The sequence below is a fragment of the Bacillus sp. SRL543 genome (assembly GCF_984799205.1).
This window is the reverse complement of sequence record NZ_OZ481794.1, coordinates 3,513,207-3,530,119: the sequence shown is the minus strand read 5'-3', so window position 1 is coordinate 3,530,119 and position 16,913 is coordinate 3,513,207. Positions and strand designations below refer to the sequence as shown.

At 46.1% G+C, this 16,913-nt stretch carries 20 protein-coding genes; 18 read left to right on the top strand and 2 right to left on the bottom strand.

Translation table 11 applies throughout. From position 1 onward, the window contains the following. Positions 1-106: 106 nt before the first annotated feature. The 11 genes from AC4E8B_RS18140 (at position 107) to AC4E8B_RS18090 (ending at position 9,649) form a co-directional block, all read left to right on the top strand. A complete protein-coding gene (locus AC4E8B_RS18140; protein WP_490214715.1) occupies positions 107-373 on the top strand; it encodes an IreB family regulatory phosphoprotein in 267 nt (88 codons plus the stop codon). A gap of 6 nt (positions 374-379) precedes the next feature. Beyond that, positions 380-796 (top strand): Holliday junction resolvase RuvX, encoded by a 417-nt coding sequence (gene ruvX, locus AC4E8B_RS18135; RefSeq protein ID WP_490214714.1) that lies wholly within the window; start codon positions 380-382, stop codon positions 794-796. A gap of 12 nt (positions 797-808) precedes the next feature. Then, complete coding sequence (locus AC4E8B_RS18130; protein ID WP_009791701.1) at positions 809-1,096, top strand: DUF1292 domain-containing protein; 288 nt, start codon at positions 809-811, stop codon at positions 1,094-1,096. A gap of 234 nt (positions 1,097-1,330) precedes the next feature. Continuing rightward, the gene (gene mltG, locus AC4E8B_RS18125) at positions 1,331-2,464 is read left to right on the top strand and encodes an endolytic transglycosylase MltG (protein WP_490214713.1); all 1,134 of its coding nucleotides are present in this window, start codon (positions 1,331-1,333) and stop codon (positions 2,462-2,464) included. A gap of 403 nt (positions 2,465-2,867) precedes the next feature. Further along, positions 2,868-3,506, top strand: a complete 639-nt coding sequence (locus tag AC4E8B_RS18120) for an O-methyltransferase (protein ID WP_490214712.1) — start codon at positions 2,868-2,870, stop codon at positions 3,504-3,506. Between the two features lie 5 nt (positions 3,507-3,511). Next, entirely contained in the window at positions 3,512-4,441 is a 930-nt protein-coding gene (locus AC4E8B_RS18115) for a peptidase U32 family protein (RefSeq protein ID WP_490214711.1), read from the top strand. A 45-nt stretch (positions 4,442-4,486) separates the two neighbouring features. Next, positions 4,487-5,755, top strand: a complete 1,269-nt coding sequence (locus tag AC4E8B_RS18110) for a peptidase U32 family protein (protein WP_490214710.1) — start codon at positions 4,487-4,489, stop codon at positions 5,753-5,755. A 4-nt stretch (positions 5,756-5,759) separates the two neighbouring features. Further along, a complete protein-coding gene (gene udk, locus AC4E8B_RS18105; RefSeq protein ID WP_490214709.1) occupies positions 5,760-6,395 on the top strand; it encodes a uridine kinase in 636 nt (211 codons plus the stop codon). Positions 6,396-6,561: 166 nt separating this feature from the next. After that, entirely contained in the window at positions 6,562-7,038 is a 477-nt protein-coding gene (gene greA, locus AC4E8B_RS18100) for a transcription elongation factor GreA (RefSeq protein WP_490214708.1), read from the top strand. Positions 7,039-7,107: 69 nt separating this feature from the next. After that, positions 7,108-8,868, top strand: coding sequence for a peptidoglycan D,D-transpeptidase FtsI family protein (locus tag AC4E8B_RS18095; protein ID WP_490214707.1), 1,761 nt, complete (start codon positions 7,108-7,110; stop codon positions 8,866-8,868). Between the two features lie 109 nt (positions 8,869-8,977). After that, positions 8,978-9,649, top strand: a complete 672-nt coding sequence (locus tag AC4E8B_RS18090; RefSeq protein ID WP_490214706.1) for a DUF1510 family protein — start codon at positions 8,978-8,980, stop codon at positions 9,647-9,649. Positions 9,650-9,883: 234 nt separating this feature from the next. Here AC4E8B_RS18090 and AC4E8B_RS18085 read toward each other — a convergent pair whose 3' ends face one another. Further along, on the bottom strand, positions 9,884-10,093 hold the full coding sequence (locus tag AC4E8B_RS18085; protein WP_490219768.1) for a YrzA family protein: 210 nt from the start codon (positions 10,091-10,093) through the stop codon (positions 9,884-9,886). A gap of 212 nt (positions 10,094-10,305) precedes the next feature. On the opposite strand from AC4E8B_RS18085, the gene AC4E8B_RS18080 reads away from it, so the two are divergent. From AC4E8B_RS18080 to AC4E8B_RS18055, 6 genes are all read left to right on the top strand, one after another. Continuing rightward, positions 10,306-10,944: a class I SAM-dependent DNA methyltransferase gene (locus tag AC4E8B_RS18080; RefSeq protein ID WP_490214705.1), complete on the top strand. Its 639-nt coding sequence runs from the start codon at positions 10,306-10,308 to the stop codon at positions 10,942-10,944. A gap of 15 nt (positions 10,945-10,959) precedes the next feature. Continuing rightward, complete coding sequence (mtnN, locus tag AC4E8B_RS18075; RefSeq protein WP_490214704.1) at positions 10,960-11,664, top strand: 5'-methylthioadenosine/S-adenosylhomocysteine nucleosidase; 705 nt, start codon at positions 10,960-10,962, stop codon at positions 11,662-11,664. Between the two features lie 27 nt (positions 11,665-11,691). Beyond that, positions 11,692-12,615 carry a PLP-dependent cysteine synthase family protein gene (locus AC4E8B_RS18070; RefSeq protein ID WP_490214703.1) on the top strand — a complete coding sequence of 308 codons (924 nt, stop codon included), beginning with the start codon at positions 11,692-11,694 and terminating at the stop codon, positions 12,613-12,615. Between the two features lies 1 nt (position 12,616). After that, complete coding sequence (locus AC4E8B_RS18065; RefSeq protein ID WP_490214702.1) at positions 12,617-13,753, top strand: bifunctional cystathionine gamma-lyase/homocysteine desulfhydrase; 1,137 nt, start codon at positions 12,617-12,619, stop codon at positions 13,751-13,753. A gap of 127 nt (positions 13,754-13,880) precedes the next feature. Beyond that, complete coding sequence (locus AC4E8B_RS18060; RefSeq protein ID WP_490214701.1) at positions 13,881-14,141, top strand: YrhC family protein; 261 nt, start codon at positions 13,881-13,883, stop codon at positions 14,139-14,141. A 637-nt stretch (positions 14,142-14,778) separates the two neighbouring features. After that, positions 14,779-14,919, top strand: coding sequence for a YrzI family small protein (locus tag AC4E8B_RS18055; RefSeq protein ID WP_009796252.1), 141 nt, complete (start codon positions 14,779-14,781; stop codon positions 14,917-14,919). Between the two features lie 893 nt (positions 14,920-15,812). Here AC4E8B_RS18055 and AC4E8B_RS18050 read toward each other — a convergent pair. Beyond that, positions 15,813-15,977: a hypothetical protein gene (locus AC4E8B_RS18050; protein WP_490214700.1), complete on the bottom strand. Its 165-nt coding sequence runs from the start codon at positions 15,975-15,977 to the stop codon at positions 15,813-15,815. Between the two features lie 192 nt (positions 15,978-16,169). Here AC4E8B_RS18050 and sigK point away from each other — a divergent pair, with 192 nt between their 5' ends. Beyond that, a complete protein-coding gene (gene sigK / locus AC4E8B_RS18045; protein ID WP_009796248.1) occupies positions 16,170-16,892 on the top strand; it encodes an RNA polymerase sporulation sigma factor SigK in 723 nt (240 codons plus the stop codon). Positions 16,893-16,913: the final 21 nt, after the last annotated feature.

Genomic DNA, 16,913 nt, shown 5'->3' with positions numbered 1-16,913 from the left:
TGTAGGTAACTATTAACATTTGCTGTGCGGGGCCGAAAAGCCGGTACAAGCTTCCTGGGAGCTGTGCCGGCTCCGGCCGCAATGCAGAAAAGCGAGGTGCAATGTGATGAGCTCATTTGATAAGACAATGAGATTCAATTTTCCTGAGGAGCCATTTGAACATGATGTAAATGATGTTCTTCTGAAAGTCTATGAAGCACTTCAAGAAAAAGGGTACAACCCCATTAATCAGATTGTCGGGTACCTTCTTTCAGGAGATCCTGCATACATCCCGCGCCATAAAGATGCACGAAATATCATCCGCAAACTTGAACGGGACGAGATAATCGAGGAATTGGTCAAATCGTATTTAAAGCAGCAGCGAGAGGGATAGACTATTATGAGAAGCATGGGGCTGGATGTAGGCTCCAAGACTGTGGGCGTTTCACTGAGCGATGAGCTTGGCTGGACTGCGCAGGGATTGGAGACCATCCGCATTAATGAAGAAGAAAAAGAGTTTGGTTTTGATCAATTAGGTAAAATAATTAAAGAGTACGATGTCAGCACCATTGTGGTAGGCCTCCCGAAGAATATGAACGGGACGATCGGCCCCCGGGGGGAAGCAAGCCAGTTCTTTGCCGGCGAGCTTGAAAGGTTATTCGGGCTCCCGGTTGTCCTATGGGATGAACGCCTGACTACAATGGCAGCAGAACGAATTCTGCTTGAAGCTGATGTAAGCAGGAAAAAAAGGAAAAAAGTAATCGATAAAATGGCTGCCAGCATGATCCTTCAAGGATACCTGGACAGCCGGAAATGATGAGGTGGCATAATGGAACACGGAGAAAAGAACATTACAATCGTAGATGAAGACGGCAACGAACAATTATGTGAGGTGCTCTTCACATTCGACTCAGAGGAATTTGGCAAATCTTACGTATTATACTATCCTGTAGGAGCAGATGAAGATGATCAGGATGACATCGAGATCCATGCTTCTGCATATGTGCCTGGGGAAAGTGAAGAAGGCGACCTGCTCCCGGTTGAAACAGATGAAGAGTGGGATATGATTGAGGAAATGCTCAATACCTTCCTTGATGAAGAAGAAGGCGAAGAATAAGAGCCGGACCGGTCCTATAGAGGGGCCGGTTTTTTTGCGTTTTTTTGTCTGGCCTGTCCGAGGCAGCATCCATAGTAAAGGATCAGGAGAGTTCAAAGGGAAGAAGTGGAAAATTTTCGGTTTTTCGCTAAATTTCGCACGCTGATTTTGAAAGTATAGTATAATAATGCGAGATTATATATATAAAGGAACAGGCCAAACAGCCTTAGAATCCTGTACACTGAGGGGGATTAGATGTCTGCTGAAGAAAAGAATTCTAAAAAAGACCTGATTCGGCAAAAAATGCTGGAGCGTCAGAGGGAGGCCAAGGTAGTGCGCAAAATTGTGCTGATCATAGCGGCTGTCCTTGTGCTTACAGCCGGTCTCGTTGCCGGAGGAGGCTATTTTTACATAAAGTCGGCTCTCGAGCCTTCCGACCCGGGTAATAAGAAGAAAATTCCCGTTGAAGTACCGATTGGTTCTTCCGTAGGTGAAATCGCGCGGCTCCTGGAGGATAAAGGAGTCATCAAGGATGCCCGCGTCTTCAAATACTATGTCAAGCTTAAAAATGAGTCCGGATTCATGGCCGGGGATTATCCTCTGAATCCTTCGATGACGATCCCTGAGATTATCGAAAGCTTGAAGACTGGAAAGGTCGTGCAGGAAGCTGTGTTTAAATTGGCTATCCCTGAAGGCAATCAGCTTGACCAGATATCCGGAATAATTGCGGACAAAACCGGGCAGAAGCAAGAGGATGTTTTTGCGAAGCTTAATGATAAGGAATTCATCAGCACATTGATGGAACAATATCCTGAGATGCTGACAGAAGAAATTCTGAATGAAAATATCAAATATCCGCTGGAAGGCTATCTCTTCCCAGCAACATATCCATTTTATAAAAAAGATCCGACTGTAGAAGAGATTGTCAAGGTTATGCTCAATAAGACAAGAGAGGTGCTGGCACAATACAGCCCGCAGGCGGAAGAGCAGAATATGACTCCGCACCAGCTTCTGACAATGGCTTCTCTCATCGAGGAAGAGGCCACCGAACAGGTGGACCGGAATAAAATCGCCAGCGTATTCTACAACAGGATTGAAACGGGCATGCCGCTTCAGACTGACCCGACAGTCCTATATGCAAAGGGCGAGCACAAGTCGAGAGTCCTTTATAAGGACCTTGAAGTGGACTCACCGTACAATACGTATAAAAACACGGGATTGACCCCTGGCCCGATCGCCAACGCAGGCACCATGTCCATTGAAGCGGCCCTTAACCCGGAGGACACGGATTTCCTATACTTCCTTGCCACCCCGGAAGGAGAAGTTCTATTCTCAAGCACGCTTGACGAGCATAATCAGAAGAAAGCAGAACACATAACAAATAATTAGAAATGATTTAAGGCTCCAAGCGCCTGCGGCACTTGCTTCGAAGCGTTCAGGAGGACAGAAAAAGGGAATGCGGAAATACTCGCATTCCCTTTTTGTTTATGGTAAAATAGTTCAAGTGTTTTAACGACTGTTTAATTAGCTGATTCAATCGGCCAGGCAGGCTGTGGCGGAGATGCCGGCAGCTGCCAATATAGCAATTATAATCTTTCTGCACAGTAAGCCTGTGCATCCTTCATACGCATGTGTGATAGCGTGAACCACAGACAAGCATGGATTGGCTTCATCAAAGCCCTTTTCTGTATGGCCTTCTTCAGGCTTTGCAAAACATCCGCTCTGTTGTGCGCTATTTTTTCATGCCTGAAACGGAGGCTGCAGGCGTTTAAAGGATGGAGGGGAAGACTGCTTGCTGACAGATAAAGTACATGGATATATAGAGGAACTGATTCCAAAACGGCCGGGACTTTTTCATGAAATGGAAGAGTATGCAAAAGAGAATAGTGTACCCATCATGGAATTGCCGGGGATAGAAGCGCTTCTCCAGATACTCAGGATCCAAAGTTCAAAGCGTATACTGGAAGTGGGTGCAGCAATTGGCTACTCTGCCCTCCGGATGGCGTTCGCCCTGCCTGATGCACATATAGTGACAATTGAAAGGGACGAAGAGCGCCTGGAAGCGGCACGAAGGTTTATCTCGGCTGCGGACCGTGAGGGGCAGATCACCCTGATTGCGGGCGACGCCCTTGAGCTCGAAGGGGAAACGGCCCAGTACGGCCCTTATGATGCGGTATTCATCGATGCGGCCAAAGGCCAGTATAAAAAATTCTTTGAGATGTATGAGCGCCAGCTTTCTGATGGCGGATTGATCATAACAGACAATGTCCTGTTCAAAGGGCTTGTCTGTGAAAGTGAGATCGAGAATAAACGCATCCGCAGTCTTGTGAGGAAAATCAGCGAGTTCAACGCATGGCTCATGAACCATCCGGATTATGATACTGTCATTCTTCCGGTCGGAGACGGCGTTGCAATCAGTAAAAAGAGGTGACCATAATGAAAAAGCCTGAATTGCTTGTTACACCAACAGGTACAGAAGAGATCATTCCGCTTGCTGAAGCAGGGGCAGACGCTTTTGTAGTTGGTGAGCAGAGATACGGCCTGAGGCTGGCCGGTGATTTTAACAGGGACGAAGTGGCAAAAGCGATCACATTGGCCCATTCAAAAGGTAAAAAAGTGTATGTGGCCATGAATGCCATTTTTCATAATGAAATAGTGGACGAGCTTGGAGACTATATTCGTTTCATGCAGGAAGCCGGTGCAGACGCGGTTATTTTCGGAGATCCGGCAGTATTGATGGCAGCGCGTGAGGCTGCACCTGACATGAAGCTTCACTGGAACACAGAAACAACGGCCACGAACTGGTATACATGCAATTACTGGGGAAGAAAAGGTGCTAAGCGCTCTGTGCTCGCCCGTGAGATCAATATGGATTCCATCATTGAAATCAAGGAAAACGCAGACGTTGAGATTGAGGTACAGGTGCAAGGGATGACGGCCATGTTCCAGTCTAAGCGCTCTCTGCTCGGCAACTATTATGAATATCAGGGGAAAGCGATGAGAGTTGAAAACCGGGCAAAAGAACAGAATATGTTCCTTCATGACAAAGAACGGGAAAACAAGTATCCGATTTTTGAAGATGCGAACGGAACCCATATCATGAGCCCCAATGATATTTGCATTATCGATGAGCTTCAGGAAATGGTCGATGCCGGAGTAGATTCATTTAAAATTGACGGAATCCTGAAGTCGGCAGAATATATCCTGGAAATCACAAAGCTGTACCGCAAAGCGATCGATCTGTGTACAGAAAACCCGGACGAATACGAAGAAGTGAAAGATGATCTGCTGAATGGGGCGGAAGAAATCCAGCCGGACAGCAGGCCGCTTGATACCGGCTTCTTCTTCAAGGAAACAGTATATTAAATCAACTACTAAGCCTATTTTGACTTATAATCAGGAGGTTTTATCGTGAACGCAGTTAAAGATAATATCTCGCAAATAGTGGACGGCAAAAGGGTAATCGTGAAAAAGCCTGAGCTTCTTGCTCCGGCCGGAAACCTGGAAAAGCTGAAAATTGCCGTACACTATGGCGCAGATGCCGTTTTCATCGGCGGCCAGGAGTATGGTCTCCGCTCTAATGCCGGCAACTTTACATTTGAGGAAATGAAGGAAGGCGTAGAGTTTGCGAAGAGCTATGGTGCAAAGATCTACGTAACGACCAATATCTTTGCGCATAATGAAAATATTGACGGCCTTGAAGATTATCTTCTCGGCCTCAAGGGAGCAGGAGTGGCCGGTATCATAGTAGCTGATCCGCTGATCATTGAAACCTGCCGCAGGGTTGCACCGGAAATCGAGGTCCACCTGAGCACACAGCAGTCTCTGTCAAACTGGAAGGCCGTCCAGTTCTGGAAGGAAGAAGGGCTTGAGCGGGTTGTGCTTGCAAGGGAAACAAGTGCTGAAGAAATTCGTGAAATGAAGGAAAAAGTGGATATTGAAATTGAAACATTCATCCATGGCGCCATGTGTATCGCTTATTCAGGCCGATGCACCCTCAGCAACCATATGACGGCAAGGGACTCCAACCGCGGAGGCTGCTGCCAGTCATGCCGCTGGGATTATGATTTGTACAAGCTGGAAGGCTCTGAGGAAGTGCCATTATTCCAGGAACAGGATGCATCATTTGCCATGAGCCCGAAGGATCTGAAGCTGATAGAATCCATTCCGCGCGTGATTGAATTGGGCATCGACAGCCTCAAGATTGAAGGACGGATGAAGTCGATCCACTATGTCGCGACAGTAGTCAGTGTATACCGGAAAGTCATTGATGCTTATTGTGCCGATCCCGACAATTTCGTGATCAGGCAGGAATGGCTTGAGGAATTGGACAAATGTGCGAACAGGGAAACGGCGCCTGCCTTTTTCGAAGGAGTTCCAGGGTATAAAGAGCAAATGTTTGGAAATCATAGCAAAAAGACGACCAATGACTTTGCCGGCCTGGTCCTTGGATATGATGAAGAAACGCAAATCGTTACACTTCAGCAGCGCAATAAATTTGCACCGGGGCAGGAAGTTGAATTCTTCGGTCCGGAAATCGAGAACTTTACACAGGTGGTCGATAAAATCTGGGATGAAAAAGGCAACGAACTGGATGCTGCCCGCCACCCGATGCAAATCGTCCAATTTAAACTGGACAAGCCGGTATACCCTAACAACATGATGCGGAAGGAGTTTTAACATAATGAATCGCAAACCTGTTGTTATTGGTGTTGCCGGCGGATCCGGCTCCGGAAAGACAAGTGTGACTAAAGCGATTTACGAAAGCTTTAAGGGCCATTCGATCTTAATGCTTGAGCAGGACTATTATTATAAAGATCAGACCCATCTTCCTTTTGAAGAAAGGCTGAAAACTAATTATGATCATCCGCTTGCATTTGATAATGACCTTCTGATTGAGCATATCGAAAAGCTGCAGAGCTATGAAGCCATTGAGAAGCCTGTTTATGATTATGCCATGCATACAAGGTCCAACGACGTCATCCATATGGAGCCAAAGGATGTCATTATTTTGGAAGGCATCCTTGTACTGGAGGATGAAAGGCTCCGAAGCCTGATGGATATGAAGCTTTTTGTCGATACAGATGCAGATCTGCGCATCATCCGCCGCCTCTTCAGGGATATTAAGGAACGGGGCAGATCGATGGATTCTGTTATTGAGCAATACGTCAATGTCGTTCGCCCGATGCATAACCAATTCATCGAGCCAACCAAGAGATACGCTGATATCATCATCCCGGAGGGCGGCCATAACCATGTCGCCATTGACCTGATGGTAACAAAAATTCATACAATTCTTGAACAAAAGTCATTTTTATGAAACAATAGCATAGAAAAAATGTTAAGATAAGTCTAATGAACAGAAAGCATGCGCGCCCTTTGCCAAAAGGACGCGCTCCTGTGCATTTGCCTGTAAAGCAAATGCTTACATACTTATTAATGCACAATCTTAATGGGGGTTGTGATCCTAGAAGGAGTGAAGGATATTGGCTACAGAAAAAGTATTCCCAATGACACAGGCTGGAAAAGAAAAGCTTGAGCAGGAACTGGAACATTTAAAAACAGTGAAGCGCAAAGACGTTGTAGAGCGCATTAAAATCGCCCGCAGCTTCGGCGACCTTTCCGAGAACTCTGAATATGATTCAGCGAAAGAAGAGCAGGCATTTGTAGAAGGGCGCATCACGACCCTTGAAAATATGATCCGCAATGCAAAAATCATTGAAGAAGACGAAGCCAGCGGCGACACAGTGACGCTTGGGCGCTCTGTTGCATTTGTTGAACTTCCTGATGGCGAAGAAGAATCTTACACAATCGTCGGAAGTGCAGAGGCAGATCCGTTTGAAGGGAAAATTTCCAATGATTCACCAATCGCCAAGAGCCTGATGGGCAAAAGGGTCGGAGATGAAGTGACAGTCCAGACGCCAGGCGGGGATATGAGCGTCCGCATCACAAGCATTAAATAAGATCTTCTTTTTCATAAACATGGTTTGAAATGGGCACACCTCGTCAACACTTTTGACGAGGTGTTTTTTATGTGGAAAAAAAGGGCCATCATTGTCATAAGTATATTCATGCTGGGTATTGTACTGCTGATCGGGCGGCTCATCCAGATCCAGCTTGTTTCAGCAGAGCATTTTTCTGCCCATAATATCAATCTTCTGGATGCAAGCGTCAGGCAGCGTTCCCAGGAGATGGTGATCGACAGCGGCAGGGGCTCATTCCTGGACAGAAATGGCGAGCCCTTGACCCATCAGGAAATACCTGTGCTGGTTTTATTTCCATTTTTGAAAAATATGGATTGGGATTCGCAAAAGGTCGCTTCTATCACAGGTATATCGGAAACTGCCCTTTTATACAGCATCAAAGGAGCAAAAAAGCCGTTTGCCTATGGTAAGCCAAAGCCTCTCGAATTAACGGATGTACAGGTAGAACAAATCAATTCACTCAAAATACCGGGTGTATTTGCCGTTGAAAAGAAATACAGCCTGGCCAATAATCTGGCAGAACAGCTGATCGGCATCACCGGACAGAATAAAGAGGCGGTGCAAAAGCGCTATCCCGGCAAAAACCTTCCTGAGAATACCGTGATCGGCGTTTCCGGTCTAGAAGAAAGCTTCGATGAGTTTCTGCTGCCTGACGGCGAATCCAAGCTCGTCTACCATGTGGACGCGGCGGGAGGCCCGCTGTTTGGGATAAACGTCAAATATGTCGAGCCGGCAAACCCTTTTTATCCTGTCAACATCAAAACCACTCTGGATGCCGCCCTTCAGGAAGAAGCAGAACGGCTGGCAGATGTGCATGGAATCCAGAATGGGGGGATTGTCTTATTGGATATTGAGACTAATACTGTCCTTGCCATGGTGTCCAGGCCGGAGATCAATAAATCGGCTCCTTATAAAGACGGCGGCCTGGTGAACGCAATGATCAAACAGCAGATTATCGGATCCGTTTTTAAAACGGTGGTGGCAGCTGCAGCCATTGATTATAATCTGGACAGCCCGAATAGGCAGTTTGACTGCAGCAGGAAACTCAATGGGCAGCCTGACACGGTTTACCAGCATGGAATGCTGAATTTTACAGACAGCTTTGCAAGGAGCTGCAATAATACATTTGCTACAATCGCAAAAGAATTGAAGGATATTGACCCGGCTATACTTGAAGAATACGCTGAAAAGCTGTCGCTGACCGGAAAAGCCGGCTGGGAAGGGGACATCTATCATTTTTCTGATTTCCATCAGCTCCCGGGGGAGGACGATGGCCGGGTGTTTTTTTCAGAGGAAGCAAAGAATGACAGCAATTTTGTCGCCTTGACCGGCATCGGGCAGCATGAAGTCAGGGCCACCCCGCTTGCGGTGGCGAATATGATGGCCACCATTGCCAAAGGCGGAAAAAAAGAAAGCATCCGTGTTGCCTCGGAAATTGAATATAAAAATGAAACCTCGCTGCTGAAATTTCCGTCCAAAGATTTAGGGGGCGGCAAAATTTCCCCTTATACGGCTATGAAACTGCAAAAGCTTTTGAGGGAAGTTGTTGTCAATGAAGAAGGAACCGGCAGATGGTTCAAAGAGCTCCCATATGCAGTTGCCGGAAAATCAGGAACAGCTGAAACAGGGCAGTTTGCAGATGGAAACCAGCTGCATAACAAATGGTTTGCGGGATATTTTCCTTACGAAAAGCCGAGATACGCCCTTGTCACAGTCAACCTTGGAGTCAAAGCGGATGAGGGGGGAGTCAATCCGTTTTTTGCAGATATGGTTAAAGCCGTCCATAAGTTTGAGGAGGGTATAGAATAGAAGCTAACCGCCGGGGCGGCAAGTTTTTCTAGCATCAAATTCCTTCATGTTTTGCCGGCAGTCATGGTAGAATGTTGACAACCATACATATGGGGAGGAGAAATAACACGTGAATGGCAATTTCGAAGAATCAAACGGATCATCCCGTTCAGGGAAGCGGGCTAAAAGAAGGAAAACCAACATCATTTTAAATACGCTGATCGGGGTTGTGCTCTTATTGATCATTATCGTGTCAGCAGCGATTTTCCTGGGCGGCAATGATGATGAAGCAGCCGAGCAGGCACCGGCGTCTGAAAAAGCTGATCCGGAAAATAATGACAATGACACTGATAAAAATACAGCTGGGCAGGAAGAAGAAACAGATCAAGCTGAAGAATCAGCCCAGGATGCCGAAAATACCGATGAAGATAATGGGGAAGATACAGAAGAAGACCAGGCAGCAGATGAAGATGCTGAGGTCACCGACGGCGGCAGTGCACCTGATGTCGAAAAGACCATCGTCAATCCTTCATGGCAGCCGGTCGGCACTTCCCAGACAGGCGAGCATACTGCCGTCTATGAAGGTGTGGACTGGAATGAGATGGTCCAGGCCATCACATATGCCACTGGAATACCGGAAAGCAATATGACCATCTGGTTCCTGGGAAATGACGGTCCAAATCAATCGGTCGGGACCGTATCGACGAAAGACCAGCAGGAAAAATACCGCGTCTATATCGAATGGGTGGACGGACAAGGGTGGAAGCCTGTTAAAATGGAACAGCTGAACAGCATTCAATAAAGTAAGGCTCTTTTCTTAACCTTTGTTGTTTTCCATTAAATATTTATACAGATATCACCCTGCTTACCATGAACTATCATGATAAGAAAAGAGCTGCTCTCTTTTTTCAAAGAGAAAGTCGAAAAATCCGGCTCTTGGGATTTTTTCGAAAGCAATAATCTATACGAAAACAGCCTAAAGTAAAAACTGGCCTGCCGGATGATCTGTATATGCAGATTTCCGGTGGGCCAGTTTTTATTTATGTTTTGATTTAAAGAGAACGGCGGCAGTAAAGTAAGTCCTTCCGTTCTCATCCACATGCATTTGATGGGAGACATGGTGGACAGTCAGCAGGATCGCTTTGTTTACTTCAATCTGATCATTTATTTTTTTCTCCAGGGCCTTTAAATCTGCGGCCTCAAAAAATTCAACTTTGTCTTCAATCATATCAAATTGAAAATTCATGCTCATCTTCCCTTCTTGCTTTATCATCCTTATTTTACAGTAAGTTCTTCGTATTTTGTACAGGACCGCCAAAATTGAATGGTTTGCGGAAGAACTTCTTGCATGCTTTCTGTTGAATAAAAAAAAAGTCTATGATAAATTGAGAACAAGTCATTTTTTAATTCATAGTATACTTATAGGATTTATGAGTATACAAAATGGGAGTGAAAAAAATGGGAAAAGAATTTATTGAGCTGTTTGAGCAGTGGGCGGATTCATATGATGACAGTGTGACTGGCCATGATCTTGAATATAAAGAGGTTTTCAGAAATTATGAGGGTATCCTGGATGCAGTGGCAGCCCGCTCATCCGGCCATGTGATGGAGTTTGGACCAGGCACGGGGAACCTGACGGCAAAACTGCTTGAAAAAGGTCTCCGGGTAACAGGTGTTGAGCCTTCTCCTGCCATGAGGAAGATTGCTATAGCAAAGCTGGGGGAGCAGGCAGCAATTGCAGAGGGAGATTTTCTTTCGTATCCTGCCGGCGAACCGGTCGATACAATCGTGTCTACTTATGCTTTCCACCATTTGACCGATGAAGAAAAGAACGAAGCGGCTGCATCATATAGCCACTTGCTCGCCACAGGTGGTAAAATAGTTTTTGCGGATACTATGTATGAGTCTGAAGAAGCCTATAAGAAAGCGATATCAGATGCAGAAGAACAAGGCTTCCACAATCTTGCAGAGGACCTGCAGCGTGAATATTACACAACCATCCCGGTTCTTAGGAATATTTTGGAGCAGAATGGCTTCAAGGCGAATTTTTCCCGCTGCAATGACTTTGTGTGGCTGATGGAAGGTGAAAAAATTTAAGGAAGAGGTTTTATCATGAAAATAGCAATCATCGGGGCAATGGAAGAAGAAGTGGCATTATTAAGGGAAAATATTTCAGGTGCAGCAGCGGAAACAATTGCCGGCTGTGAATTCACTGCAGGAAAAATGGATGGAGCCGAGGTCATCCTCCTGCGCTCCGGGATCGGCAAAGTAAATGCGGCAATGTCGAGCGCGATCCTCCTGGAACGCTTCAAGCCTGACTATATCATCAATACAGGATCAGCCGGCGGCTTCAATCCAGAACTGAATGTGGGCGATGTGGTCATCTCGACTGAAGTCCGCCACCATGATGTGGATGTGACGGCGTTCGGCTATGAGTACGGGCAGGTGCCGCAGCTGCCTGCAGCATTTGAGGCAAATGATGAGCTTATCCAGATTGCCGAGGACTCTGCCAGGGAAATCAGCGGCATCCAGACTGTCAGGGGCCTGATTGCAACTGGCGATTCCTTCATGAGCGATCCGGAGCGCGTGGAAGCGATCAGGACGAAATTTACGGATCTGCAGGCTGTTGAAATGGAGGCCGCAGCGATTGCCCAGGTATCATACCAGTTTGGCACCCCATTTGTGGTCATCCGTTCTTTATCAGATATAGCCGGCAAAGAATCCGATGTTTCTTTTGACCAGTTCCTGGAGAAAGCAGCCCTGCATTCGGCGAATCTAGTTATGAAAATTGTTTCTTCGCTTAAAGAGAAAGCATAAGTTAGGATAAAAAGGGAGAGAGACTCTTTGAAAGTTTTTAAAAGTGTCCATGAGCTTATTGGCAATACACCAATCATAGAGCTGCAGCATTTCGAATTGCCTGAGGGAGTCAGGCTGTTTGCCAAGCTGGAGTTCATGAATCCGGGCGGCAGTGTAAAAGACCGCCTCGGAATGGAGCTTTTGAATGAAGCGTTTGAAAGCGGCAAGCTGCAAAAAGGCGGTACGGTGATTGAACCTACAGCAGGAAATACCGGAATTGGCCTTGCATTGGCAGCCTTGAATAAAGGCATATCCGTCAAAGTCATCGTGCCCGAAAAATTCAGCCTTGAAAAGCAGGATTTGATGAGGGCATTGGGGGCGGAGGTCATTAATACACCGACCGAGCTTGGAATGAAGGGTGCAATTGCTAAGGCTGAGCAGCTCCTGGAGGAAACACCGGGCTCCTATTATCCAAGGCAGTTTGGCAATCCTGCCAACCCTGAAACATACTACAAGACCCTTGGTCCTGAGATATGGGAACAGATGGCCGGCAATGTAGATATATTTGTGGCAGGAGCCGGCACTGGCGGAACCTTCATGGGGACGGCAAGATACTTAAAAGAAAAAAATCCTGAAATCAAAACCGTCATTGTGGAACCGGAAGGATCGATTTTGAACGGCGGAGAATCCGGGCCGCATAAAACGGAAGGCATCGGCATGGAATTTCTGCCGGGATATATGGATGATGCGTACTTTAACAGCATTCATACTGTCCTTGATGAAGATGCATTCAGGCTTGTGAAGGAAACAGCAGAAAAAGAGGGGCTGCTTGTCGGCAGCTCCTCAGGCGCAGCCCTTCATGCAGCGCTGGCCGAGGCAAGGGAAGCGGAGCCGGGGACGAATATCATCATGATATTCCCTGACAGCAGTGAACGCTATTTAAGCAAAAAGATTTACGAAGGAGGCATTTGATATGAAAAGAAAAACAAAACTGATACACGGCGGCATTGCGGGCGATCCGCATACTGGGGCAGTCAATATTCCGATATACCAGGTCAGCACCTATAAGCAGGATGGTGTAGGCGGACATAAAGGCTTTGAATATTCCAGGACAGGAAACCCGACAAGGCATGCGCTTGAAGAGCTGATCAAGGATCTTGAAGGCGGCGAGGCAGGGTTTGCCTTCGGTTCCGGCATGGCGGCCATTACAGCTGTTATGATGCTGTTCAACAGCGGTGACCATGTAATCATGACAGATGATGTGTATGGCGGGACTTACCGTGTCATGTCCAAAGTACTTAATCGTTTTGGGATCGAATCATCATTTGTAGATACTAGCAGGCTTGAGAATATCGAGGCGGAAATCAAGCCGAACACGAAGGCTGTCTATCTTGAGACACCGACAAATCCTCTTCTGAAAATTACTGACATTGAAGGAGCTGCAGCAGCTGCAAAGAAGCATGGCCTGCTGACGATTGTTGATAATACATTTTCAACTCCATACTGGCAGACGCCGATCAGCCTTGGTGCAGATATCGTGCTTCACAGTGCCACAAAATATATCGGCGGCCACAGTGATGTTGTAGCCGGCCTTGTTGTTGTGAACAGCAGCAAGCTGGCAGAAGATCTGCATTTTGTCCAGAACTCCACAGGAGGGGTGCTTGGACCGCAGGACAGCTGGCTGCTGATGCGCGGCATCAAGACCCTTGGCGTGCGCATGGAAGAGACAGAAGAAAACACACAAGCAATTGTGGAATTCCTGCAGAATCACCCTGCTGTAAGCAAAGTGTACTATCCTGGCATTGAATCGCATCCAAATCATGATGTGGCCAAAAAACAGGCACAGGGCTTTGGCGGCATGGTTTCCTTTGATGTAGGCAGCGAAGAGAATGCTGACCGGCTCCTCGGCAAGGTAAAGTACTTCACCCTGGCAGAAAGCCTCGGGGCAGTTGAAAGCCTGATCTCAGTGCCAGCCAGAATGACACATGCCTCCATCCCGGCAGAACGCCGTGCTGAGCTCGGCATTACTGACGGACTTGTGCGTATTTCTGTCGGACTTGAAGATAGTGAAGATTTGATTGAAGACTTGAAAAACGCACTGGAAAACTAAAACAGCGGAGAGCCTGAAGAGGGCTCTCCCTTTTTGTCGGATATTGGTTTTACAGTTATTTACATCGAATACCTGCAGCAATTATGTTATGGTAGATGCATAACTTAGAAAAGTGCAGGTGAACGCAATGAAGACTCAGGCTAAACAGCTTTATGAGAAGATGGTAGATTACAAGAGGTTTGCTGTCGCTCTACTGGCAGTCGGTGCGTTTTTCTATTTGGGTGTTATCATTCCGCAGGAAGGGAAGGAAGTTTTCAGCCTTAATATCATGGCTGCCGCTTCAACCGTTTTTCTGCTTGGTTCTATATATTTCTTCTTTGTTTCCAGGAAGCTGCGCAGCAAGCTCAGCGAGATGGACGAAGGCGAAGAGTTTCTGATGAAAAAATAAAGATTTATAGATAGCCGGGTTCGGGACGATATGCTCCGAACCCTTTTCTTTTTGCTGTGTTAGTATAGCTTGTTGATTTTGGGCTCATTCGTGTGAAACTTTGTTTTACACGCATTTCAGCACAGCTGAAATGCAGCCAGATATTCATTCTGCCGCCAAGAAAGCAAGCTTTCTTGGCGGCAGAATGAATATCTGGCTAAAATGAGCCCAAAAACAACAATGTTTAACAAAGCCTTCTTTTTAAAAATTGGCGGGATCCATTCCAGCCGCTATTTTCCAAACTTTTATAAAGCTGCCTGAAATGAGATGGAATAAAAAATTAAAAAATAGGCAAATTTTAGGTTTACAAATGAATTAAAAGTGGATATACTTACCAATGTAAGCGAAATTTCTAGAAAAGGAGGCTGAACGAAATGATCAATGTAATTGGAATGAATTCAAAAACAACTAAATTTAACACGTATTCAGCCTTTAAGGAATGGAACGCTTAATTTCAATGCATAGCATAAATTAGCATATCCGTGCCGCAGGGTGAATCGTGCCCTGCGGCTTTTTATGTCCATTTGAAGGCCGCAGGGGATAATCCTCTGCGGCCTTTTTGCATGCCCGCGGGATATGACAAGGGAGGTGAGACATTATGACACTAAATATTCTATTTTTATCCATTACGATCAGAAAGCGAACGATGACTGCAGAAGAAATCATGATGCAGGAGCAAGCCAAAAAGATTCATGATCAAAACAAGGATCGCCAATATTCTATGTACCGTCCATTTTAATCTGTTTTAAAAAAATACTTCGCGAAAGGTGGAATTTTAAATGATTTACTTAATGCAGGGCCGTCAAGCAATCTTCTGGGTGGAGAAGGACTCCACCTAACTGTTCGGTTGGGAGGAATGAATGATGCTATTGAACGTATTGCTGCTGACACTGCCGTTTCGGAAAAAGGCCGCTAAAAAACAAGGTTAACTAAACTTTCACAACAAGGGCGCTGTCATGCTGCTTCCCTATGGTACATTCAAGATAGAAAATGACTAACCATAGGGAGTGCTGACCATGTTCATGATTGTAATGGGATTGGTAGTCTGCTGTGCAGCCGGCCTGATCATTTCAGCCGAGGTAGGGGCGGAATGACAGAAAAGAAGCACAAGCGGGACTGGGGGCAACCCTGGGACCTGCTTGTGCTTCTTTTTTTGTAGTAGCGATTTCGGAACCGTGAGCTAGGACCGCTATTCTGCTTCACTTTAGAAATAGTGGTTCCAGAGGAGTGAGCTAAGACCGCTATTCTGTTTCATTCCGGAAATAGTGGTTCCAGAGGAGTGAGCTAGGACCGCTATTCTGCTTCATTCCGGAAATAGTGGTTCCAGAGGAGTGAGCTAGGACCGCTATTCTGCTTCATTCCGGAAATAGTGGTTCCAGAGGAGTGAGCTGGAACCGCTATTCTGCTTCATTCCGAAAATAGTGGTTCCAGAGGAGTGAGCTAGGACCGCTATTCTGCTTCATCCCGAAAATAGTGGTTCCAGAGGAGTGAGCAAGAACCATTATTCTGCTTCATTCCGAAAATAGTGGTTCCAGAGGAGTGAGCAAGAACCATTATTCTGCTTCATCCCGGAAATAGCGGTTCCAGTGAAATCACCAAGAACCACTATTCTGACAAATCCCCGTCTTAAGCTTATTTTTCTTTTTCCGGACGCTTCCACAGATAAAACGTCAAGCCGGCCGTCGCTGCCAGCAAAAACAGCCCCCTCGCAGAAATTCCTTCAAAGATAAACTCCGCTGCGGTTGATAAAAATACTATAATAAGAACCAATATAATGATTAATTTTTGCGGTAGCATAAGTTAACCTCTTTCATATCATGTCCTTTCATTCTATAGAGAATAAGCTGTTTTGTCTAATGCTGTACAGCACACCGGGAATCCTGCACGGCATGAATGTTTGGAAAAAAATATGTTGGACAGACAAAACCTGCCTTCCGCTTTCATAGGAATGAGTTATAGGCAATAGTCCTAGAAAGCGGGGGTGCATTTATGTCAGGAATTGCAACAGCACTTGGCTATTTGGTGAAGGAGATTGTTTTCCTTGTCTCTTACGTAAAAAACAATGCTTTTCCCCAGCCGCTCTCTGCTGCCGACGAGAGAAAGTATTTGCGGCTCATGGCAGAAGGCGATGCCCATGCACGCAATATGCTGATCGAACACAATCTGCGGCTGGTGGCGCATATTGTGAAAAAATTTGAGAACACAGGAGAAGATTCAGAAGATCTCATTTCTATAGGCACCATTGGGCTGATCAAGGCGATCGAAAGCTATTCGGAAGGGAAAGGCACAAAACTTGCCACCTATGCGGCCCGCTGCATTGAAAATGAAATACTCATGCATCTCAGGGCCCTTAAGAAAACAAAGAAGGATGTTTCTCTCCATGATCCGATCGGCCAGGATAAAGAGGGAAATGAAATCTCCCTGATCGATGTCCTGAAGTCTGAGTCAGAAGATGTCATTAACACGATTCAGCTGAATATGGAACTGGAGAAGGTGAAGGAGTATATTGATGTGCTGGATGACCGGGAGAAAGAAGTCATCATCGGCAGATTTGGGCTTGACCTGAAAAAAGAAAAGACCCAAAGGGAAATTGCCAAGGAGCTTGGGATTTCGAGGAGCTATGTATCCAGGATTGAAAAGCGGGCGCTCATGAAAATGTTCCACGAATTTTACCGGGCAGAAAAAGAGAAAAGAAAAAGCGGGGATAAATAATCCCTGCTTAACAGGAAGGGC

Coding starts and splice junctions, on each gene's coding strand:
- AC4E8B_RS18140 (WP_490214715.1), top strand. CDS start 107: ATGAGCTCATTTGATAAGACAATGAGATTCAATTTTCCTGAGGAGCCA.
- ruvX (WP_490214714.1), top strand. CDS start 380: ATGAGAAGCATGGGGCTGGATGTAGGCTCCAAGACTGTGGGCGTTTCA.
- AC4E8B_RS18130 (WP_009791701.1), top strand. CDS start 809: ATGGAACACGGAGAAAAGAACATTACAATCGTAGATGAAGACGGCAAC.
- mltG (WP_490214713.1), top strand. CDS start 1,331: ATGTCTGCTGAAGAAAAGAATTCTAAAAAAGACCTGATTCGGCAAAAA.
- AC4E8B_RS18115 (WP_490214711.1), top strand. CDS start 3,512: ATGAAAAAGCCTGAATTGCTTGTTACACCAACAGGTACAGAAGAGATC.
- udk (WP_490214709.1), top strand. CDS start 5,760: ATGAATCGCAAACCTGTTGTTATTGGTGTTGCCGGCGGATCCGGCTCC.
- AC4E8B_RS18095 (WP_490214707.1), top strand. CDS start 7,108: ATGTGGAAAAAAAGGGCCATCATTGTCATAAGTATATTCATGCTGGGT.
- AC4E8B_RS18085 (WP_490219768.1), bottom strand. CDS start 10,093: ATGAATTTTCAATTTGATATGATTGAAGACAAAGTTGAATTTTTTGAG.
- AC4E8B_RS18080 (WP_490214705.1), top strand. CDS start 10,306: ATGGGAAAAGAATTTATTGAGCTGTTTGAGCAGTGGGCGGATTCATAT.
- mtnN (WP_490214704.1), top strand. CDS start 10,960: ATGAAAATAGCAATCATCGGGGCAATGGAAGAAGAAGTGGCATTATTA.
- AC4E8B_RS18065 (WP_490214702.1), top strand. CDS start 12,617: ATGAAAAGAAAAACAAAACTGATACACGGCGGCATTGCGGGCGATCCG.
- AC4E8B_RS18060 (WP_490214701.1), top strand. CDS start 13,881: ATGAAGACTCAGGCTAAACAGCTTTATGAGAAGATGGTAGATTACAAG.
- AC4E8B_RS18055 (WP_009796252.1), top strand. CDS start 14,779: ATGACACTAAATATTCTATTTTTATCCATTACGATCAGAAAGCGAACG.
- AC4E8B_RS18050 (WP_490214700.1), bottom strand. CDS start 15,977: ATGCTACCGCAAAAATTAATCATTATATTGGTTCTTATTATAGTATTT.
- sigK (WP_009796248.1), top strand. CDS start 16,170: ATGTCAGGAATTGCAACAGCACTTGGCTATTTGGTGAAGGAGATTGTT.